The organism is Rhodopseudomonas sp. BAL398 (assembly GCF_033001325.1).
Taxonomy (GTDB): domain Bacteria; phylum Pseudomonadota; class Alphaproteobacteria; order Rhizobiales; family Xanthobacteraceae; genus JARJEH01.
Genome location: NZ_CP133111.1, coordinates 4,372,727 through 4,394,349, shown reverse-complemented (window position 1 = coordinate 4,394,349; position 21,623 = coordinate 4,372,727). Strand labels below are relative to the sequence as shown.

The window sequence follows — 21,623 nt, the reverse complement described above, 5'->3', positions numbered from 1 at the left end:
CGCTAGCGCTGACCGCGCGGAGCCCAACATCATCCATCGCGCTGCCGCTACGGATCGAGCTCGGTGTCCCAATAGAGATAGTCCAGCCAGCTGTCGTGCAGATAGTTCGGCGGGAACAGCCTTCCGTTGCGGTGCAGATGATGCACCGTCGGGGCGAACGGCGCCTGGCGCGGAAACATCCGGGCCTGCTGCGTCGTCATGCTGCCCTTGCGCAGATTGCAGGGAGAACAGGCCGCCACCACATTGTCCCAGGTAGTCTGGCCGCCCTTGCAGCGCGGGATGATGTGATCGAAGGTCAGATCTTCCGGTGCACCGCAATACTGGCAGACAAAGCGGTCGCGCAGGAAGACGTTGAAGCGGGTGAAGGCCGGATGTGTCGACGGCTTGACGAAGGATTTCAGCGACACCACGCTGGGTAGCTGGATTTCGAAAGACGGGCTGTGCACGGCGTGATCGTAGTGCGCAACGATATTGACGCGGTCAAGAAACACCGCCTTGATCGCGTCCTGCCACGACCAAAGTGAAAGCGGATAGTAGCTGAGCGGCCGGAAGTCCGCGTTCAACACCAATACCGGCCAACCACCCTGCGAGACATGTGCGTTCAAGTAACGCTCCTGGCCCCCGTCTAGCCCGATTCAAACGCTGCGAAGCAGCATGCCTTGGCATACTACAGTCAGCGTGACGGCGTTGTGAAGGGCGCAGACGAAATGTCGGGCGATCCCCGCCGGTATTTCCGTCTAAATCCGGGCAATGCGACGAAACGGGCATTCTCGCCAGGCCGCCGATCGGAGACGATTGTTCCATATTTTCGGGGCGCGTTGACGCCATCGGCGATCGGGATATCTGATCCGGGGCAACAAGCGCATTTCCGACCCCGCGTAACCCGGAGGCATCCATGTCCCAAGCCGCGTCACAAGCCGCAACCGCATCGATCCAGCCCGCCGCAGCCGATGCACCGGCGCATCCCCCCGGCCGCGGCCGGGTCTATGCCAGCGTCGCCGAGGCATTCGGCGATACGCCTTTGGTGCGGCTGAACCGGCTGCCGCAGCAGCACGGCGTCAAGGCGACGATCCTGGCCAAGCTGGAGTATTTCAATCCCGCCAGCAGCGTGAAGGACCGCATCGGCGCCGCGATGATCACCGCGATGGAACAGGCCGGGATCATCAATCCGGACACGCTGCTGATCGAGCCGACCTCGGGCAATACCGGGATCGCGCTGGCCTATGTGGCCGCCGCCAAGGGCTACCGGCTGAAGCTGGTGATGCCGGAATCGATGTCGATTGAACGGCGCAAGATGCTGGCGTTTCTCGGCGCCGAGATCGTGCTGACGGAAGCCGCCAAGGGCATGAAGGGCGCCATCGCCGCGGCCGAGGAGCTGGTCGCCACGACGCCGAATGCAGTGATGCCGCAGCAGTTCAAGAATCTCGCCAATCCCGAAGTGCACCGCCGCACCACCGCCGAGGAGATCTGGAACGACACCCAGGGCAATATCGACTTCTTCGTTGCCGGCGTCGGCACCGGCGGCACCATTACGGGGGTCGGCCAGGTGCTGAAGCCGCGCAAGCCCTCGCTGCGCGTCGTCGCGGTCGAACCCGAGGAAAGCCCGGTGCTGTCGGGCGGCCAGCCCGGTCCGCACAAGATCCAGGGCATCGGCGCCGGCTTCGTGCCGGACATTCTCGACCGCTCGGTGATCGACGAGATCGTCAAGATCAGCGGCGCCACCGCGATCGCCACCTCGCGGGCGATGGCGCGCGCCGAGGGCATCGCCGGCGGCATTTCGTCGGGCGCCGCGATCGCCGCGGCGATCGAGATCGGCCAGCGGCCGGAAAACGCCGGGAAAACCATCGTGGCGATCGTGCCGTCCTTCTCGGAGCGCTATCTGTCGACCGCGCTGTTCGAGGGGGTCTGAGGCGTCCTCATGGTGAGGAGGCGCGCAAAGAGCGCTCCTCAGGATGAGGAAACCTCGCCCGCTGTCAGTCTCGCGACGCTCAACATAACAACGCGGCGTCATTCCGGGGCGCGCGCAGCGTCAGCTGCGAGCGAACCCGGAATCTCGCGGCCACTCCAGAACATCTCGGGATTCCGGGTTCGTTCGGCCTGACGGCCTCCCGCCCCGGAATGACGTGCTGTTGAGGGGGGAGGCGTCCTCATGGTGAGGAGGCGCGCAGCGCCGTCTCGAACCATGAGGAGAGGCCTCCCTCATCTTTCGAGACGCGCGCAAAGAGCGCTCCTCAGGATGAGGAAACCTCGCCCGCTGTCAGTCTCGCGACGCTCAACATAACAACGCGGCGTCATTCCGGGGCGCGCGCAGCGTCAGCTGCGAGCGAACCCGGAATCTCGCGGCCACTCCAGAACATCTCGGGATTCCGGGTTCGCTCGGCCTGACGGCCTCGCGCCCCGGAATGACGTGCGTGGGGCAGAAGCGGCTATGGCAATGGCAGAAGAAATCCACCCTGCGAAGCTACCGCGCCGCCAGCAGATCGCGATACAATTTGGCGTAATGCTGCGCCGGGTTGGTCCATGACACGTCGGTGGTCATGCCGTTGATCTGCAGATTGCGCCACGCCGCGTGATCGGCAAACAGCGCGCGGGTCTTGAGCAGCGCGGCGGCGAGCGCATCGGCGGTGACCGGGGAGAATTGCACTCCCGTCGCGACCCCCGTGGACAGCGCCATCTCATTGGCGTCGACCACGGTATCGGCCAGCCCGCCGACCCGCGCCACCACCGGCACCGCGCCATAGCGCATTGCGCAGAGCTGGGTCAGGCCGCAGGGCTCGAATCGCGACGGCACCAGCAGCGCGTCGGCGCCGGCCTGGACCAGATGCGCCAGGCTCTCGTCATAGCCGATCACCACGCCGACCTGGCCCGGATGGGCCAGCGCCGCGGCGCGGAAGCCGGCTTCCAGCGTGGGATCGCCGGAGCCCAGCAGCGCCAGCTGGGTGCCGTCGGCCAGCAGCGTCGGCAGCACCTCGATCAGCATGTCGAGGCCCTTTTGCCAGGACAACCGGCTGATCACGCCGATCAATTGCGTGCCGGGCTGCGGACGCAGGCCGAACCGGCCCTGCAGCGATTGCTTGTTGCGCGAGCGCGCGGCGATGGTGTGGAGGTCGAAATTGGCCGGGATCCTGATATCGGTCGCCGGGTCCCAGACCTGATCGTCGATGCCGTTGAGAATGCCGCTGAGATCCTTGGCGCGCAGCCGCAGCAGGCCGTCGAGACCCATCCCGGCTTCCGGTCCCTGGATTTCCTGGGCATAGGTCGGCGAAACCGTGGTGATCCGGTCGGCGAGCTGCAAGCCGGCCTTGAGATAGCCGATCGCGCCGTAATATTCGACGCCGTCGAGGCTGAAGGCCCGGTCGGGAAGCCCGAGCTGACCCAGCAGCTCGCGCGGAAACTGGCCCTGATAGGCCAGATTATGGATGGTGAAGACGCTGGCTGGCGCCGGTTTGCCGCTATAGCGCAGATAGGCCGGCGTCAGCCCGGCCTGCCAATCATGGGCATGGACGATCTGCGGCAGAAAGCCGGCGACCAGCCCCTGCCCGACCAGCGCCGCCATCTTGGCCAGCGCGCCGAAGCGAAACGCATTGTCGGGCCAATCCTCGCCATCCGGCCCGACATAGGGATTGCCGGGGCGGGCATAGAGATGCGGGGCATCGAGCACCAGCAATTCGAGCTCGTCCTGCCGCGCCGCCAATAGCCGCGCCGGGCCGCCGAACAGATCGGCGAAGACGTAAACCGGGTGCGGGTCCTCGATGCCCTCGAGCACCGCCGGATAGCCCGGCACCAGCGTCCGCATCGTGATGCCCTGCGGCTGCAGCGCCGCCGGCAGCGCGCCAACCACATCGGCGAGGCCGCCGGTCTTGATCAAAGGATAGATTTCCGAGGCGACCGACAGCGCCGTGACGGTTTTCATAGAGCGAGCCTGTCGATCATCGGCTGGGTGATCAAACAGGTGCCGAATTCGGTGCGGCGGAATCGGGCCGCGTCGAGTTCGGGGTCCTCGCCGACCACGAGACCGTCGGGAATCCGCACATTGGCGTCGACCACGACGTTTCTCAGCCGGCTGGAGCGCCCGATGTCGGCATAGGGCAGGATCACCGCGCCTTCGACGGTCGAATAGGAGTGCACCCGGACGCCGGTGAACAGCAGCGTGTGACGCAGGCTCGCCCCCGAGATGATGCAGCCGCCGGAGACCAGCGACGAGGTCGCGGCGCCACGCCGGCCGTCCTTGTCGTGGACGAATTTCGCCGGCGGGACGATCTCCCCGTAAGTCCAGATCGGCCAGTCCTTGTCATAGAGATCGAGCTGCGGGACGATGTCGGTGAGATCGATATTGGCCGCCCAATAGGCGTCGACCGTGCCGGCGTCGCGCCAATAGCTGGTGGCCTCGGCGTGGGAGCGAACGCAGGACTTGTTGAAATTGTGCGCCACGGCTTTTCCGTGCTTGACCAGATAGGGAATGATGTCCTTACCAAAATCATGCGACGAATTGGCGTCGGCCGCATCGCGTTTCAATTCCTCGAGCAGGAATTTGGTATCGAACACATAGATGCCCATGCTGGCGAGCGACAGGCCGGGCTTGCCGGGGATCGACGGCGGATCGGCGGGCTTTTCCAGGAAGGTGTGAATCACGCCGTCCGGATTGATATGCATCACGCCGAACGCCGAGGCTTCCGCGCATGACACTTCGAGGCAGCCGACGGTGACGTCGGCGCCCTGGTCGACATGCTGCTGCAGCATCTTCTCGTAGTCCATCTTGTAGACATGGTCGCCGGCCAGCAGCACGATGAATTTTGGATCGTAGCTCTCGATGATGTCGATGTTCTGATACACCGCGTCAGCGGTTCCTCGGTACCACATCTCCTCGGAGACGCGCTGACTCGCCGGCAGAATGTCGAAGCTTTCGTTGCGTTCCGGACGAAAGAAATTCCAGCCGCGCTGCAAATGCCGGATCAGGCTGTGGGCCTTGTATTGGGTCGCCACCGCGATGCGGCGGATGCCGGAATTCAGCGCATTCGACAGCGCGAAATCGATGATGCGGGATTTTCCGCCGAAATAGACTGCCGGCTTGGCGCGCCGGTCGGTCAATTCCATCAGCCGGCTGCCGCGACCTCCTGCCAGAACATAAGCCATTGCGTGGCGGGCGAGGGGAGCGGTGGCACCGTTACTCATGAAGCCTCTCATCGTGCGGTTGATGGCGCGATACCAATGGCAAAGCGTGATGGGTTCGGATCATCCCCGCGGGGATGCGGGGTCGTGCTGCATCGCCATATTGTGGCCGAGGCAGCCGCACCATGCAATGCTTTGGGGGCGTATCGTCAATGCGTCAAACGGCCCATGAGGCGTCATGCCTTGATGCGATTGCGAGCCGATCAGCAGTGATCGGCCCGCTATCGCACATAGCCCATGCGCGATTCCGTCTCAGGCGCGAATTTTCACCGGCACCGATTTGTTGGCGGGCGTTTTCGATTCGATGTCGTGGTGATCGAGCGCGATCAACGGATTCATCTCCGGATAGTAGGAGCCGACGCAGCCGTCCGGCAGCCGGAACGGCGTCACCTTGAGCGGGCCGACCTCGCGATGCACCCCGTCATCGGCATCGCCGACCAGCCACACCATCTGGCCGTCGACGAGGCCCGCCCGCGCGATGTCGTCCGGATTGATCAACAGCACGTCGCGCCGGCCCTCGATTCCGCGCAGCCGGTCGCTCATGCCGTAGATCGTGGTGTTGAACTGATCATTGCTGCGCATCGTCAGCAGCCGATAGCGCCCAGGCGCGTCGTCGAAGCCGATCGAGCTCAGCATCGTCGGGGTGGTGAACTCGGCCTTGCCGCTTTCGGTATTCCAGATCCGCTCGCGCGCGGCGTTACCCTTGTAGAAGCCGCCGGGCGTGAACATCCGGGCGTTGAAATCGTGGAACATGTCCGGATAGGTGTGCTCGATCGCGTCGCGAACCAGCCCGTAATCGCCGACCCAGTCATCCCAAATCACCTTGGGATTGGGCGGCAGCGTCGCCTTGGCGATGCCGGCCACGATCGCCAGCTCCGATTTCAGATTGTCGCTCGCCGGGGTCCGCAGCCCGACCGAGCCCTGGATGCAGCTGAACGTATCCTCCATCGTCACCGCCTGCGGACCGGTGGCCTGGATGTCCTGCTCGGTGCGGCCGAGGCAGGGCAACAGATAGGCCGCCTTGCCGTTGACCAGATGGCTGCGATTGAGCTTGGTGGCGATCTGCACGGTGAGCTCCATCCGGGTCCAGGCCTGCTCCATCGCGGCCCGCTCGGGAATGGCGCGGACGAAATTACCGCCGAGGCCGATGAAGGCCTTGACCTTGCCGTCGATCATGCCGTGGCAGGCCTCGACGGTGTTCATGCCCTTTTCGCGCGGCGGCTCGAAGCCGAATTGCTCGGCGAGCCGGTCGAGCGGCACCAGCTTCGGCTTGTCGGCGATGCCGACGGTGCGCTGGCCCTGGACGTTGGAATGGCCGCGCACCGGCGAAATCCCGGTGCCATCGCGGCCGATATTGCCCTTGAGCAGCAGCAGATTGACGAAGGTCGCGACATTCTCGAAGCCGTGGACGTGCTGGGTCAGGCCCATGCCATAGATGCCGATGACGCGATCGGCCTCGACATAGACCTGGCCGGCCCCCTCGATCGCCGCCCGCGTCAGCCCCGACGCCGCTTCGATCTCGTTCCAGGAGGTGGCGCGGACCTTGGCCTCGAATTCGTCCAGCCCTTTTGTATGCGCCTCGATGAAATCGACGTCGAGCACCCGCCGGCCGTCGCGCTTGGCGGCGTCGTCACAGGCGAAGACGTGCTTGCACAGCCCGATCAGCACCGCGATGTCGCCGCCGACCTTGACCTGATGATACTGGGTGCTGATCGGCGTCGCCTTGCCGGTCAGCATCTCGGTCACGTTTTGCGGATTGATGAAGCTCTCCAGCCCCTTTTCCCGGACCGGATTGAAGGTGATGATCGGCACGCCGCGCTTGGCCGCCTCCTGCAGCGGATGCAGGAAACGCGGACTGTTGGAGCCGGTGTTCTGGCCGAAGAAAAAGAACGCGTCGCATTTGGCGAGATCGTCGAACACCACGGTTCCGACGCCGACGCCGATCACTTTGTTCAAGGCGACGCCGGTGGTCTCGTGGCACATGTTGGAACTGTCGGGGATGTTGTTATTGCCGTAGAGCCGGGCGAACAGCGCGTAGAGATAGGATGTCTCCAGGCTGGCGCGGCCCGACGCATAGAAAATCACCGATTTCGGATCGAGCGCGCGCAGCTGCGCGCCGATCCCCTGAAACGCTTCCTCCCAGCTGCAGGGAACGTAGTGATCGGTCGCCGGATCATAGCGCATCGGGTCGGTCAGCCGGCCCTGCTGTTCCAGATCGTAATCGCTCCAGCCGCGCAATTCGGTGACGCTGTGGGCGGCGAAAAATTCCGGCGTGCAGCGCTTGCTGGTCAATTCCCACAGCGTCGCCTTGGCGCCGTTCTCGCAGAATTCGAAGGTGTGGTAATCGGCCGGCTTGGCCCAGGAGCACGACACGCACATGAAGCCCTTGGGCTTGTTCTGCCGCATCAGGGTTTCGACCGCGCTCGGCGTCGCCCATTCCTTGCCGAAAATATCCGCGATGCCGCGCATCGAGCCCCAGCCGCCGGCCGGTCCATCATATTCCACGGTGGCGCCGTTGTTCTCGGCCGCTGCGGCGGATTCGATGTCCTGCACCTGGGTTTCATGATCTGCCATGTCAAATTCCTGCTGCGCGCCCGATTTCGCATGATTAAACCGCCGGTGGTGGAACGGTTCCGGTTTGCGGCGACAGTCACAAAATTGGGAATTCCCGCGGCCATCGAGCGGCTGCGGCGTGATCCCTCCGGGGCGCTTTTGGCGTCGATTTGCCGCCGCAGCCGATCTAGACAGACTCGGCAATGTTCAAGGATGGATCCGATGTCCGCCAAGGCCAGACTGCTCGCTTATGCGTCGAACAACGATTCCTTGGCGGGCGTCGGCAATCTCATTGCGCTGGTGCTGGCCGGCAATGGGCCATTCTATCCGATCTACGTCGCGCTGGTGGCGGGCACCGACGGCATGCCCTGGCTGCTGCTGAGCGCGCTGTCGTTTCCGTTCTTTCTGATGGTGCCGGCGATCGCGCGCCGTCACCCGCTCCTTGGGCGGATCGTGCTGTCGCTGGTGGCGACGCTCAACACCGTGTTCTGCACCTGGCTGCTTGGCGAAGCCGCCGGGACCGAACTGTTCCTGCTGCCCTGTGCGATGCTGGCGAGCCTGCTGTTCCGGCCCAGCGAGCGCCTGCTGATGTTGTTGCTCGCCGGCCTGCCGGTCGCGGCCTATCTGCTGCTGCACGGCAACTACGCCGCGCCGCCACATCTTTATTCGCCGCAGGCCTCCGCCGCGCTGTTTTCAATGAATGCAGTGAGCGCCGGAATGATCACGATCTTCATGGGGATCGTGTTCTCCGGCCTGCGCGCCGCCACGCCGGACCGCACCACGCCGGCCGGTTGAGCCGAAAGTCGGTCGGACCGCGGATCGAAACTCCGGGCAAGGCCGTTGCGCGGGATGGTGCGGTGTGCTTCCTGTGTCGGGTCATCGGTGCCTCCGCAAGGAGGTGAAACGGGAATGCGGTGCGGGGAGCGATCCCCAATGCCGTGGCTGCCCCCGCAACTGTATGCGGCCATTCGCGATCCACCGCGCATGATTCTCCGAAGTCTCGCACTTCTGCGAATCGTACGAAGCCACTGGACTTGCCGGCAGACTTGCCCGGCGAAGCGTCCGGGAAGGCGGATCGGGTAACGACCGCGAGCCAGGAGACCGGCCGTTGACGAGATTCAGCTCGTTCGACGGTGGGTCGACAGAAGGGGTTCGCGATGATTTCCCAGCCGAGCGCTGCCGTGACGGCCGCTTGTCTTTCCTTGACGTGTTTCAGCGCCGAAGCCGGCGCGCAGTCCGCGCAACAATTGCCCGACCTCGTGGTCACCGCCGACCGCACCTCCGAGCCGATCAGCCGGACCGGCAGTTCGATCAGCGTGGTGAGCGGCCAGACCATCGCCACCCACAATGGCGGCTCGCTGGTCGACGCGCTGCGCAGCGTGCCAGGTCTCGACATCAGCGAAAGCGGCGGCCCCGGCTCGACCACCTATATCAGGCTGCGCGGCGCCGACAGCGGCCAGACCCTGGTGATGATCGACGGCATCCGCGTCAACGATCCGACCGCGGCCAGCGGCGATTTCGACCTGTCGATGATCGCGCCCGGCATGATCGACCATGTCGAGGTACTGAAAGGCCCGCAGAGCGCGCTGTACGGCTCCGACGCGATCGGCGGCGTCGTCAACATCATCACCAAGAAGGGCTCCGGCCCGGCGCAGGTCAATCTGCGCGGCGAAGGCGGCAGCTACGGCACCGGCGGCGGCAGCGGCGCGCTGACCGGCTCGAACGGCCCGTGGTCCTACGCATTGTCCGGCACCGGCCAGCGCAGCGACGGCTTCTCGCGCTACGGCTATCGGATCCCGGAGATCGAAGCGAAATATCCCAATCTCGAACGCGACGGCTATGACCGGCTCGGCGGCACCGCGCGGATCGGCTACGACGCCGGCGAGGGCGTGCGGCTGGAAGGCGGCGTGCTCGCCGCCAAGACCAACTCGGCCTATGACGCGGCGAGCGGCAGCTTTCCGGATACGCCGGCCACGGCGACGCGCCTGCTGCAACAGGTCTGGGGTCGCGCCGCGGTCGATAGTTTCGGCGGCATCCTGACCCACACTGTCAGCGTCTCCGAGACCCATATCGATCGCTCATTCGACGCCACCACCTACAAGACAAATATGCTGCCGAAGAACACCACCCGGACGGTGACCGACTATCTGGCCGACAGCATGGCGGCGGAATATCAGGGCAATCTGAAGCTCGGCCCGGCCGGAACGCTGGTGTTCGGCGCCAAGGCGCAACACGAGACCGCCGACACCTATCTGACCAAGCTGCTGCCGACCGCGGTCGCGCGCACCGGCCAGATCGCGGCCAGCCAGGACACCAACGCGCTGTTCGCGCTGTGGCAAGTGCCGATCGGCGAGCGCCTGACGGTGTCGATGGGCGGGCGCATCGACGATGTGGTCGACGTCGCGCGGTTCGAAACCTGGCGCACCACCGCGGCCTATGCGATCCAGGAAACCGGCACCAGATTGCACGCCAGCGCCGGCACCGGCGCCAAGGCGCCGACTTTGTATCAACTCTACGCCCCGATCTATGGCAGCACGGGACTGAGCCCGGAGACCAGTTTCGGCTACGACGCCGGTGTCGATCAGGCGCTGTTCGACGGCCGCGTCACCCTGTCGGCAACCTGGTTCGGCAATAAATTCGACAATCTGATCGACTTCGCCACCGACGCCGCCAACCCGCTCGGGCACTACATCAATGTCAGCCAAGCCGAGACCTATGGGCTCGAGCTCGGCGGCGATATCGAACTGATGCCCGGCCTGCTCAGGTTCAAGGCCGCCTATACGTATCTGCACGCGGTGGATCTGGCGACCAATCTGACGCTGAGCCGGCGGCCGCGCGACGTGACGCGGCTATCGCTGGCGATCACGCCGACCGACAAATGGCTGATCGAACCGCGGGTGACGATGGTGTCGAAGCGCTTCAGCTCGGCCGATGAACGCAACCCGCTCGATCCCTATACGAGGGTCGACCTGTTCACCGAATACAAGCTCGACGCCAATTGGAAGCTGTTCGCGCGCGGCGAGAATATCCTCAATGCGCATTATCAGGAGGTGGTGAATCTCGGCACCACCGGCCCGGCCGCCTATGCGGGATTCAACGCCACATGGTAACAGCCACACGCCCCGCGACGCGGCGGACGGTCGTCACCGCCGCGCTCGCCATCCTGGTCGGTTTGCTGGCGATCGGCTCGCTCGGCATCGGTCCGGTGAAACTGTCGCCGCTCACCGTGCTCGACGCGCTGTTCGGCGGCGGCGGCGAGGTGCAGCAGGTCATCGTCCAGGAAATCCGGCTGCCGCGCGCCATTCTGGCGCTGGCGATCGGCGGCATTCTGGGCCTGTCCGGCGCCGCCTTGCAGGGGCTGCTGCGCAATCCGCTGGCGTCGCCGTCATTATTCGGCGCGCCGCAATCGGCGGCGTTCGGCGCGGTGCTGATGATCGCGCTGGGCTGGGCCGATGTGCGCTCCTACGCGCTGCCGGTCGCCGGCATCGCGATGGCGTTCGTTTCGGTGTTCGTGCTGCTCGGCGTCGCCGGCCGCAATGCCGGGCTGCTGCTGCTGATTCTCGCGGGGCTGGCGATCTCCAGCCTTGCCGGTGCGGCGACCGCGCTGGTGATGAATCTATCAGCCAATCCATTCGCCACCCTTGAAATCGCGTTCTGGCTGATGGGCTCGCTGGAGGACCGCAGCTTCCGCCATGTGATGCTGGCGCTGCCCTTCATCGCCGCCGGCGCGATTCTGCTAATGAGCCAGCGCTCGGCGTTCCGCGCGCTCAGCCTCGGCGAGGAGACCGCGCAAAGCCTCGGCGTCGATGTCGGCCGCTTGCGGCTCTTGGTCATCGCCGGCGTCGCGCTCGGGGTCGGCGGCGGCGTCGCGGTTTCCGGCACCATCGGCTTTATCGGGCTGGTGGCGCCGCATCTGATGCGGCCGCTGATCGGCCATGATCCGGCGCGGCTCTTGGTGCCGAGCGCGCTCACCGGCGCGGCGCTGCTGCTCGCCGCCGACATCGCGGTGCGGTTGATCCCGTCGACCACCGACATCAAGGTCGGGGTGCTGACCTCGATCATCGGCGTGCCATTCTTCCTCTATCTGATCGTGCGCGAACGCCGCGCGCTGGGCGGAGGCGTCGCATGAGCGCGTCCGCTTTCATCCGCACCGAACAACTCGGCGTCCGCCTGTCCGGCCGCGAGGTATTGCGCGACGTCGCGATCGCATTGCCGCGCCGCCATCTGGTGGCGCTGGTCGGACCGAACGGCGCCGGCAAGACCACGCTGCTGCGCGCACTGGCCGGATTGATCCCCTCCGCCGGCAACGTGTCGATCGACGGCACCTCGTTGGCGCAATTGTCGCTGCGCGAACGCGCCAGGCACTTCGGCTATCTGCCGCAGGGCCATCTGGTGCATTGGCCGCTGCCGGTGCGCGACGTGGTGGCGCTCGGCCGCTATCCGCACGGCGCCAGCGATCCGGGGCGGTTGTCGCCGCAAGATCATGCCGCGGTGACCCGCGCGATGGACGCCACCGACGTCGCGCAATTTGCCGACCGCTCCGTCAACGAACTGTCCGGCGGCGAGCGCAGCCGGGTGGCGCTGGCGCGGGTGCTGGCGGTCGAGGCGCCGGTGCTGCTGGCCGACGAGCCGACCGCGTCGCTCGATCCGCGCTACCAGCTCGACGTGATGCGGACGCTGCGGGCCGCCGCCGATGCCGGCACGCTGGTGGTCGTCGTTACCCATGATCTCGGCCTCGCCGCACGCTTTGCCGATTCGGTGCTGGTGCTGTCGGACGGGAAAATGGCGGCGCATGGCGCGCCGGCCGCGGCGCTGTCGGACGCCATCATGGCCGAGGTGTTTCGCGTCAGCGCCTACCGGGCCGCGCATCAGGACAGCGCCGTGATCCTGCCCTGGGCCGGAGTCTAGGCGATGCTAGGCCAGCGCCGCGGCCAGCCGATCCAGCCCGACATCGTCCGGCGGCAAGCCGAAGCGCAGCAGATCCTCGGCCCAGTCGAAGCGCCGGCACCAGATCTGGCGTCGCGCCAGCGCCTCGTGCAAACCGCGCGCGTCGCGGCACCGCACCAGCCGATACAGCGAGGTGCCGCCGACCAGTTCGCATCCGCGCTTGATCAGGACGGCGTCGAGGCGGCCGGCCTGACGCGACAGCGCATCCCGCATCGCCTCGGCCCAATCGACATCCAGCAAGGCGGCGGCGCCGATTTGCAGCGCCGGCCCGGAGCAGGCCCACGGCCCGATCGCAGCGGCGATCCGCGATACCATCTGCGGCGCCGCAATCGCGAAGCCGAGCCGCACCCCGGCCAGACCATAGAACTTGCCGAACGAGCGCAGGATCACGATCGGCAAGTCGGGACAGAGCGTGGCCGCGCTGATCGCCGGATCGACATCGGCGAAAGCCTCGTCGATCACCAGCCAGCCACCGCGTCCCCGCAGCGTCTCGGCGGCGCGGGCCAGGTTCGCCAGATCGGCGACGCGGCCGTCGGGATTGTTCGGGTTGACGATCACCACATGACGCACGCCATCGGGAATTTGATCGAGCGACCCGATCGTCCGCACCTCGCGGCCGGCGTCGCGCCACGCCGCTTCGTGCTCGTGATAGGTCGGCCCGACCACCGCGACCGCGCCGGGCGCCGCCAGATGCGGCAGCCACTGGATCAGCGCCTGGGTACCGGACGCGGCGACGATGTCGACGTCGGCGGGCACCACATAGGCCGCCCGCGCGGCATCGATCAGCGCGGCGTGGTCGGCATGGGACGGCAGCCTTTGCCAGGCATCGGCTACGATGTCCGGGATCGGCCAGACCCACGGATTGATTCCGGTGGAGAGGTCGAGCCAGAGCGACGGCGCGCCGCCATGGCGCGCCATGGCCTGTGTCAGATCGCCGCCATGTTTCATCGCCGCTTCATGCCATCATCCGTCGCAAAGTGCGAGAGCCTGCAACGTGGCCTGGCCATCGTCATTATGCTGATCGCCCTCGTCGCGCCAAATACCGTCCGTGCCGACGCGCTGCCGCGGATCGCTTCGATCAATGTCTGCACCGACCAGTTGCTGATGACGCTGGCGGATCCGGCGCAGATTCTCGGGCTCAGCCCCTATGCCCGCGACCCGGTCCGCTCCTGGCACGCCGCCGAGGCGGCGCGATTTCCGCTTCTGTCCGGCGAAGCCGAGGACGTGCTGATGCTCAAGCCCGACATCGTCGTCGCCGGCCGCTACACCAAGCGGGCGACCCGCGAATTGCTGAAACAGCAGGGCCTGCGCGTGGTCGAGTTCGACGCCGCGCGCTCGATCGACGATGTCAAAAAGCAGATCCGGCTGATGGGTGAACTGGCCGGCCATCCGGATCGTGCCGACACCGAACTGGCGCGGCTGGAGGCGGCGATCGCGCGGCTGCGCCAGGTGGCGTCACGCAAGGCCTATCGGGTGCTGCCGGTGTCGCGACGCGGCTGGATCGCCGGGGCGCAGAGTCTGGCCAGTTCGTTGCTGACCGCCGCGGGCCTGCGCAATGCGATCGGCGAGTCCGGATCGATGCGGGCCGGGTTCAGGTCGCTGGAAACCATCGTCAGCCTGCGACCGGATTTCCTGATGGTCACCGATGGCGGCGATTTCGCCGAGGATGAGGGCCGCGCCTTTCTGCTGCATCCGGCGCTGGAGCGGTTCTATCCGGCCGCCAAGCGCATCGTGATCCCCGAACGGTTGATCAATTGCGGCGGCCCGATGCTGGTGGAGGCGGCGCAGCGACTTGGCGCCGAACTCGAACGGGTGGAGCGCTGAATTGCTGATCTGGGACCACACGCTGCTGATCCTGGTCGCCGCGCTGGCGTTCGACGCGGTGATCGGCGATCCGGACTGGCTGTGGCGGCGGCTGGCGCATCCGGTGGTGCTGATCGGCGGCTTGATCGGCTGGCTCGACCGCGCGCTTAATCGCGCGCATTGGTCGCAGCGCCGGCGCAAGCTCGCCGGCGTCGGCGCGGTGCTGATCCTGGTCGTCACCGCGGCGCTGGTCGGAATTTTGCTCCAGGTGAGTTTGCAGCGGGCGCCAGGTGGCGATCTGGCGCTCGGCCTGGTGGCCGCGACGCTGATCGCGCAGCGCAGCCTGTATCAGCACGTCGCCAAGGTCCGCGACGCCTTTGTCGCCGGCGGGCTCGATGCCGCCCGCGCGGCGGTGGCGATGATCGTCGGCCGCGATCCGAAGCGGCTAGATGCGGCCGGGGTGTCGCGCGCCGCGATCGAATCCTGCGCCGAGAATTTCTCCGATGGCGTGGTGGCGCCGGTGCTGTGGCTGGCGCTGTTCGGACTGCCGGGACTGATCGTCTACAAGGCGATCAACACCGCGGATTCGATGATCGGCCATCGCACGCCGCGCTACGAATCATTCGGCTGGGCCGCAGCGCGGCTCGACGATCTGGTCAATCTCGTGCCGGCGCGGCTGGCCGGGCTGCTGATCGCGCTGATCGCGCCACTGGCCCATGGGTCGATCGCGACCTCACTCGCGACGATGCGCCGCGACGCGGCGAAACATCGCTCGCCCAATGCCGGCTGGCCGGAAAGCGCGATGGCCGGCGCGCTCGGCATCGCGCTGGCCGGGCCGCGAATCTATGCCGAGGGTCTGGTCGACGACCCGTTGCTCAATGCCGAGGCGCGGATCGATGCGACGCCAGACGATATCGGCCGCGCCCTCAACGTGATGCTGGGCGCCTGCGTGGTGCAGGCGGCGGCCTATGCGGCGCTGGCGCTGGTGCTGTGACGCAAGCGGGCGATCTTGAGGATCTGCTCAATGTCGAGATGCGCCTCGAGATGATCGGCCAGCGCGTCGAGCGCGGTTTCGATCTGTGAGTCATAAGCGAGCGTTGACGCGATGCCTAGCTGCGCCAGCCAGGCCTTGCGGAAGGCGTCGCCGGTGAACAGGCCATGCACATAGGTGCCCTGCACCTTCCCGTCGCGCGAGATCGCGCCGTCGGGGCGGCCGTCGATCGTCAGCACCGGGCGGGCGCAATCGGCGCCGTCGCTGCGGCCGAGATGAATCTCATAGCCCTGGACCGGCGCACCGCTGGTGCAGTGAATGCCGCTGACCAGCGTGGTGGATTTGTCGCCCTGCATCAGCGTGGCGATATCGAGCAGGCCGAGCCCGTCGACACGGCCGGCGGGGCCGTCGAGTCCGTCGGGATCGGCGATGGTCTTTCCCAGCATCTGATAGCCGCCGCACAATCCCAACAGATGGCCGCCGCGGCGGACATGCGCCGCAATATCGATGTCCCAGCCTTGCGCGCGCAGAAACGCCAGATCGCCGAGCGTCGATTTGCTGCCCGGGATGATCACCACATCGGCATTGCCGGGGATCGGCTGGCCCGGCGGCACGAAGACAAGCTTGACTCCGGGCTCCATCCCGAGCGGATCGAGATCGTCGAAATTGGCGATCCGCGCCAGCATCGGCACCGCGATGATCCGCGTCGCCGACGAAGACCGCGCGCGATCGAGATCGACCGCGTCTTCCGCCGGCAGCCACGCCGCCTGCGGCAGCCACGGCACCACGCCGAGCGACGGCCAGCCGGTGTGGCGGGTGATCTCGCGGAGGCCCTGATCGAACAATCGGGCATCGCCGCGAAACTTGTTGATGATGAAGCCGTGGATCCGCGCCCGCTCATCATCCTCCAGCACCAGATGGGTGCCGGCGAGGCTGGCGATGACGCCGCCGCGGTCGATGTCGCCGGCCAGCACGACGGGCACATTGGCGGCAGCCGCAAAGCCCATATTGGCGATGTCGCCGGCGCGCAGATTGGTCTCGGCCGGACTACCCGCGCCCTCGACCAGCACGATGTCGGCATCGCGGGCCAGCCGCGCGAAACTGTCCAGCACGAAGGGCAGCAGCGCCGGCTTCTTGTAAAGATAATTGCCGGCGCCGAGTTCGCCCCAGCGCTCGCCCTGGACGATGATCTGCGCCCCGGTGTCGGTCTGCGGCTTCAGCAGCACCGGATTCATATGCACGCTCGGCGGCAGCCGCGCCGCGCGGGCCTGCACCGCCTGCGCCCGGCCGATCTCGCCGCCATCGACCGCGACCGCTGCGTTGTTCGACATGTTCTGCGGCTTGAACGGCGCCACCTTCAGCCCGCGCCGCACCAGCACCCGCGCCAGCCCGGCCACCAGCGTCGACTTGCCGGCATTGGAGCCGGTGGCCTGGATCATCAAGGCGGGAGTGACGGTCATATGATGTGTACTGCACTAGCGGAGTTGCATCCCTCCCCCTTGTGGGGAGGGTGGCCCGGCGAAGCCGGGTCGGGTGGGGGTGCGGCGAGCACAGCGCCTGTGGCGCCCCCCACCCGACCGGCCTGACGGCCGGCCACCCTCCCCGCAAGGGGGAGGGAAAAGGAGCCGTGCCCGTTCGAACCGTGGTTGGCCATCATTCCCTAGAACTCCACGCCCTTCTGGCCCTTCACGCCGGCGCGGAACGGGTGCTTCACCAGGGTCATCTCGGTGACCAGATCGGCCATCTCGATCAGCTCCGGCTTGGCGTTGCGGCCGGTAATGACGACGTGCTTGTCGGCCGGCTTCTCGTCGCGCAGGAAGGTCAGCACCTCGTCGAGCGGCAGATAGTCGTAGCGCAGCACGATGTTGAGCTCGTCGAGCAGCACCATGCGGTGGCGGTCGTCGCGGATCAGCTCCTTGGCGCGTTCCCAGCCTTTGGTGGCGGCTGCGATGTCGCGTTCGCGGTCTTGGGTCTCCCAGGTAAAACCCTCGCCCATGATGTGCAGCGTCACCAATTCGGGGAATTTCGCCAGCAGCCTGGCCTCGCCGGTGTCCCATTTCGGCGATTTGGTGAACTGCACCACGCCGACCGGCATCTCGTGACCGATATGGCGGAACACCATGCCGAGCGCCGCCGAGGTCTTGCCCTTGCCGGTGCCGGTGTGGACGATCAGCAGGCCCTTCTCGCCGGTCTTGCCGGCCATGATCTTGTCGCGCGCCGCCTTGTGCTTCCTGGCCTTCTCGGCGTGGCGGGCATTGTCGTCGCTGTCGGTCGCGGTCATGCGGGGTCCTTCGGGTTGGGCAGCAGGTCGGCGATCAGATCGGCGGCGCAATTGGCGCGCGGTGTCCACAGCCCGCGCCGGATCGCTTCGGCAAAGCGCGCGGCGGTCTCGGCCAAAGCCGCCGGATTGGCGTCGCGCATGAAGTCGCGGACCTGTTCGTCCTCCAGATAGGCGGCGAACAGCTGATCGAAATGATGGCTGCCGACGGCGTCGGTCGAGGCCGCAAAGCCGAACAGATAGTCCACCGTCGCGGCGATCTCGAAGGCGCCCTTGTAGCCGTGCCGCATCGCGCCTTGAATCCATTTCGGATTGGCGGCGCGGCCGCGCACCACGCGGGAGATTTCGTGGGCAAGCGGCCGCGGCAATGGCGCTTCCGGCCGCGAGGTGTCGATATGGGCAATCCGCGGCGCGGTGCCGCGCAGGCTTTGCACCGTGGCGGCGAGGCCGCCGATGAACTGGTAGTAATCGTCGGAGTCGAGAATATCGTGTTCGCGATTGTCCTGGGTCTGCGCCACCAGATCGGTGACGGTCAGCCGCGCCGCGAAGGCGTCGCGCGCGGCTTCGCCGTCATCGCCGGCCCCATAGGCGTAGCCGCCCCAGGCCAGATAGGATTCGGCGAGATCGCCGCGACGATCCCAGCCGCCTTCGTCGATCAGCGCCTGCAACCCCGCCCCATAGGCGCCGGGTTTTGAGCCGAACACCCGCCACGCCGCCTGCCGCCGCGCGGTGGCTGGATCGATGCCACCGGCCTCCAGCTCGCGCGCCCGCGCCCGGACATTGGCGGCGATCGGATTGGCGTCGTGGGGCTCGTCGAGTTCGGCGATGGCGCGCACCGCGCTGCCGATGATGTCCATCTGGGTCGGAAACGCATCGCGAAACAGCCCGGAGACCCGGAAGGTGACGTCGATCCGCGGCCGCCTCAGCTCCGACAGCGAGGTGATCGCAAAGCCGGTGACCCGCCCGGTGGTCTGCTCCCATACCGGCCGCGCGCCGATCAGCGCCAGCGCCTGCGCCACGTCGTCGCCGCCGGTGCGCATATTGGCGGTGCCCCAGGCCGACAGCGCGATCGCCCGCGGCCAATCGCCGGCCTCCTGCCAATAGGCTTCGACCAGCCGTTCGGCGGCGAGCTTGCCGATCCGCCACGCCGACGGCGTCGGCACCGCGCGGACATCGACAGCGAAAAAATTCCGCCCGGTCGGCAGCACGTCGGGCCGGCCGCGGGTCGGCGCGCCGGACGGGCCGGGACGCACGAACTGGCCGTCGAGTCCCTGCAGCAACGCGCGCATCTCGGCGGCGCCGCAAGCCTCAACCGCAGGGCGCAAGGTGGCGTTGATCCAGTCGAGCACTGCCCTGGTCTGGCTCCATGCCGGATCGCAAGCGACATCGCCCGCCACCAATCGCAGCGCCAGCGCCTCGATCCGCTCCACGGTGTCGCCAACACTGCGCCAGGCGGCGTCGATCAGCCCCGCCAGCAGCACGGGACACGGCCCGACATAATCATCGACCAGGTCGCGGGTCAGCGGATCGAAATCGCCAAGCCCCAGATCGCGCGCCAGCGCCCGATGCAGCGAGGCGTCGCGCGGCGCCAGCTCCGAGCGCGGCAGCCGGGCGATCGACACCAAGAGGTCGTTGCATCGCGCCACCGGCGGCGAGCTGCCGAAAATGTGCAGGCCGTCGCGGATCTGCATTTCCTTGAGGTCGCACAGATGCGCGTCGAGCGCGCGCAGCGCCTCGTAAGTCGGGGTGTCGCGGGTGATGTGAATATCGGCGTCGAGCCGCTGCGCCCTCGCCACCGACAGAATATCCTGGGCGATCGCATCGGCGCGGGTCGGATCGAGATCGGTGGCCAGCGCATATTCGTCGACCAGGTTTTCCAGCCGCGCCAGATCGCCATGCAGTTCGGCGCGGGTCATCGGCGGGGTCAGATGATCGATGATGACGGCAGCGGTGCGGCGCTTGGCCTGAACGCCCTCGCCGGGATCGTTGACGATGAACGGATAGAGCTGCGGCAATGGCCCCAGCACCGCGGTCGGGAAGCAATCCTGCGACAGGCCGGCGCTCTTGCCCGGCAGCCACTCCAGATTGCCGTGCTTTCCGAGATGGACCACCGCGTGGGCGTCGAAGGCGCGCCGGATCCACAGATAGAACGCCAGATAATGATGCGGCGGCACCAAATCGGGATCATGGAAGCTCGATTGCGGATCGATATTGTAGCCGCGCGCCGGCTGCACCCCGACCAGCACATGGTCGAAGCGATGCAGGCCGAGCCGGAAGCTGCCATCGACCACATGCGGATCATCCGCCGGATTGCCCCAGCGCGCCTCCACCGCGCGCCGGACATTCTCCGGCAGCGTCGCAAAGGCGATCTTGTAGTCCGCCACCGGCCAGGCCACGCCGCCGATGCGCGCCGCCCGATCGGCGAGCGCATTGGTCGGGCCGTCCTGCAGGATCCGCACCAGGGTGGCGGCGTCGCCCGGCGCCTCGCCGCTGGCGTAGCCGGCGTCGCGCATCGCCATCAGCACGTCAACCAGACTCTGCGGCGTATCAAGCCCGACGCCGTTGCCGAGGCGTCCGTCGCGGTTGGGGTAGTTCGCCAACACGATGGCGACGCGGCGCTTGTGCGGCGGCAGCCGCCGCAGCCGAACCCAGGCCCAGGCCAGTTCGGCGACGGCGTCGACGCGATCGGCGAGCGGGTGATACAGCGTCGGGGTGAAATCCGCGTCACTATCGTTGCGCTGCTTGAAGGCAACCACGCCGGCAAAGAGTCGGCCGTCGACCTCCGGCAGCACCACATGCATCGCCAGGTCGCGCGGGTTGAGGCCGCGGCTGGAGGCCTGCCAGGCCTCTTGTGACATTGCGGCCTGCGCCACCTGCAGCACCGGGCAACCCGAGGCCGCCAGCACCCCGGCATCGTCGCTCGCCGTGGCGGTGGCGAAAGCGGTGGCGTTGATGATGACATCGGGCGGATAGGCCGCCAGCGCTGCGCGCAGAAACGCCGCCGAGCGCGCATCCTTCAGGCTGGTGACATAGAGGCAGACCGGGTTGAGGCCGCGTTCGTCGAGCGCAGAGCGCAGCGCGTCGATCGCCGCGGTATCGGAGCCCGCGACCAGCGCGCGGTAGAAGATCACCAAGGCGTTGCGCCGCGCGGTAGGCGCGGGTTCGGCCGGCCAGAACCCGGCGGCCGGCATCGGTCGCGCCGGCGGCGGCGCGTCGTCGCGCATGATCAGATAGGCGGCGTAGCGCAGCGCCAGCTGGGCATTGTCGACGCCACCCTCGGAGCAATAGCGCCACAGCGCATGGCTGTCGTCGAGGTCGACCGTGCCGCGCGCCGCCAGCGCCGGATCGAACGCCATCTCGCCCGGCACGCAGGCGAACAGCGTGCCGCGCCGCAGCGCATCGGCGCGTAGACTCTCGACGCCGTGCGGCCAGTAGCTCTCGCCGCCGAGCATCCGCAGCAGCACGATCTTGGCGCCGCGCAGCGTGCGCTCGACATAAGCATCGACCGAGGCCGGATGGCCGAGCGCCAGCAGATTGGTCAGGCGCAGGCTGGGATAATCCTTCGGCAGCGTCGCATGCGCCGCCGCGAAAGCCGCCAAGTCGCTATCGGCGGCCGACAGCACCACGATGTCGGCGGTCTCCTGCCCGAGATCACGCGCGATCGCGCCGTCGTCGATAGTGCCGCCCTGGTCGAGTTTCAGATGCATCCGGGAGAAGTAGCCTTGGTCGTGGTCGAAGTCGAATTGGCTTCCCTCCCCCTTGTGGGGAGGGTCGGCCAAGCGAAGGCGATGCGCAGCATCGCCGAATGCGGAGGCCGGGGTGGGGGTGCCGCGGGCACGGCGCCCGTGGCCCCACACCCGACCCGGCTTCGCTTCGCTCCGC

Annotated in this window: 15 protein-coding genes and 1 riboswitch; of the genes, 7 read left to right on the top strand and 8 right to left on the bottom strand. The window is 66.9% G+C overall.

From position 1 onward, the window contains the following. Positions 1-47: 47 nt before the first annotated feature. Positions 48-605, bottom strand: a complete 558-nt coding sequence (locus RBJ75_RS20720; protein WP_044418099.1) for an HNH endonuclease — start codon at positions 603-605, stop codon at positions 48-50. A gap of 290 nt (positions 606-895) precedes the next feature. On the opposite strand from RBJ75_RS20720, the gene cysK reads away from it, so the two are divergent. Further along, positions 896-1,909, top strand: coding sequence for a cysteine synthase A (gene cysK, locus RBJ75_RS20715; protein WP_044418097.1), 1,014 nt, complete (start codon positions 896-898; stop codon positions 1,907-1,909). 552 nt (positions 1,910-2,461) lie between these two features. Here the strand turns inward: cysK and glgA are convergent. The 3 genes from glgA to RBJ75_RS20700 form a co-directional block, all read right to left on the bottom strand. Next, complete coding sequence (gene glgA / locus RBJ75_RS20710; protein ID WP_044411147.1) at positions 2,462-3,913, bottom strand: glycogen synthase GlgA; 1,452 nt, start codon at positions 3,911-3,913, stop codon at positions 2,462-2,464. After that, positions 3,910-5,172 (bottom strand): glucose-1-phosphate adenylyltransferase, encoded by a 1,263-nt coding sequence (glgC, locus tag RBJ75_RS20705; RefSeq protein ID WP_044411149.1) that lies wholly within the window; start codon positions 5,170-5,172, stop codon positions 3,910-3,912. The genes glgA and glgC overlap by 4 nt, the downstream gene beginning before the upstream one ends. Positions 5,173-5,421: 249 nt before the next feature. Beyond that, positions 5,422-7,638 carry an FdhF/YdeP family oxidoreductase gene (locus RBJ75_RS20700; protein WP_411194530.1) on the bottom strand — a complete coding sequence of 739 codons (2,217 nt, stop codon included), beginning with the start codon at positions 7,636-7,638 and terminating at the stop codon, positions 5,422-5,424. A 306-nt stretch (positions 7,639-7,944) separates the two neighbouring features. Between RBJ75_RS20700 and RBJ75_RS20695 the strand changes: the two genes are divergently transcribed. The 4 genes from RBJ75_RS20695 to RBJ75_RS20680 all read left to right on the top strand — a co-directional run bounded on the left by RBJ75_RS20695 (position 7,945) and on the right by RBJ75_RS20680 (position 12,630). After that, positions 7,945-8,517, top strand: coding sequence for a hypothetical protein (locus RBJ75_RS20695; protein ID WP_044417906.1), 573 nt, complete (start codon positions 7,945-7,947; stop codon positions 8,515-8,517). Positions 8,518-8,585: 68 nt separating this feature from the next. Further along, a riboswitch (cobalamin riboswitch) is annotated at positions 8,586-8,847 on the top strand. A 32-nt stretch (positions 8,848-8,879) separates the two neighbouring features. Next, positions 8,880-10,832, top strand: coding sequence for a TonB-dependent receptor plug domain-containing protein (locus RBJ75_RS20690; RefSeq protein ID WP_276156672.1), 1,953 nt, complete (start codon positions 8,880-8,882; stop codon positions 10,830-10,832). Beyond that, the gene (locus RBJ75_RS20685) at positions 10,826-11,851 is read left to right on the top strand and encodes a FecCD family ABC transporter permease (RefSeq protein ID WP_044416951.1); all 1,026 of its coding nucleotides are present in this window, start codon (positions 10,826-10,828) and stop codon (positions 11,849-11,851) included. The genes RBJ75_RS20690 and RBJ75_RS20685 overlap by 7 nt, the downstream gene beginning before the upstream one ends. Further along, the gene (locus RBJ75_RS20680; RefSeq protein WP_044416953.1) at positions 11,848-12,630 is read left to right on the top strand and encodes an ABC transporter ATP-binding protein; all 783 of its coding nucleotides are present in this window, start codon (positions 11,848-11,850) and stop codon (positions 12,628-12,630) included. The genes RBJ75_RS20685 and RBJ75_RS20680 overlap by 4 nt, the downstream gene beginning before the upstream one ends. A gap of 6 nt (positions 12,631-12,636) precedes the next feature. On the opposite strand, the gene cobD is transcribed toward RBJ75_RS20680, so the two are convergent. Beyond that, positions 12,637-13,617 carry a threonine-phosphate decarboxylase CobD gene (cobD, locus tag RBJ75_RS20675; RefSeq protein WP_044416955.1) on the bottom strand — a complete coding sequence of 327 codons (981 nt, stop codon included), beginning with the start codon at positions 13,615-13,617 and terminating at the stop codon, positions 12,637-12,639. 66 nt (positions 13,618-13,683) lie between these two features. Here cobD and RBJ75_RS20670 point away from each other — a divergent pair, with 66 nt between their 5' ends. Together RBJ75_RS20670 and cbiB are read left to right on the top strand one after the other, a co-directional pair. Further along, on the top strand, positions 13,684-14,493 hold the full coding sequence (locus RBJ75_RS20670) for an ABC transporter substrate-binding protein (RefSeq protein WP_044416957.1): 810 nt from the start codon (positions 13,684-13,686) through the stop codon (positions 14,491-14,493). Between the two features lies 1 nt (position 14,494). Then, positions 14,495-15,466 (top strand): adenosylcobinamide-phosphate synthase CbiB, encoded by a 972-nt coding sequence (cbiB, locus tag RBJ75_RS20665; protein ID WP_044416958.1) that lies wholly within the window; start codon positions 14,495-14,497, stop codon positions 15,464-15,466. Here cbiB and RBJ75_RS20660 read toward each other — a convergent pair. The 3 genes from RBJ75_RS20660 to cobN all read right to left on the bottom strand — a co-directional run bounded on the left by RBJ75_RS20660 (position 15,439) and on the right by cobN (position 21,448). Further along, the gene (locus tag RBJ75_RS20660) at positions 15,439-16,923 is read right to left on the bottom strand and encodes a cobyric acid synthase (protein WP_044416960.1); all 1,485 of its coding nucleotides are present in this window, start codon (positions 16,921-16,923) and stop codon (positions 15,439-15,441) included. The two genes, cbiB and RBJ75_RS20660, sit on opposite strands and share 28 nt — an antisense overlap. 200 nt (positions 16,924-17,123) lie before the next feature. After that, the gene (gene cobO, locus RBJ75_RS20655) at positions 17,124-17,744 is read right to left on the bottom strand and encodes a cob(I)yrinic acid a,c-diamide adenosyltransferase (RefSeq protein ID WP_276157008.1); all 621 of its coding nucleotides are present in this window, start codon (positions 17,742-17,744) and stop codon (positions 17,124-17,126) included. Continuing rightward, positions 17,741-21,448 (bottom strand): cobaltochelatase subunit CobN, encoded by a 3,708-nt coding sequence (gene cobN / locus RBJ75_RS20650; RefSeq protein ID WP_044407140.1) that lies wholly within the window; start codon positions 21,446-21,448, stop codon positions 17,741-17,743. The genes cobO and cobN overlap by 4 nt, the downstream gene beginning before the upstream one ends. Positions 21,449-21,623: the final 175 nt, after the last annotated feature.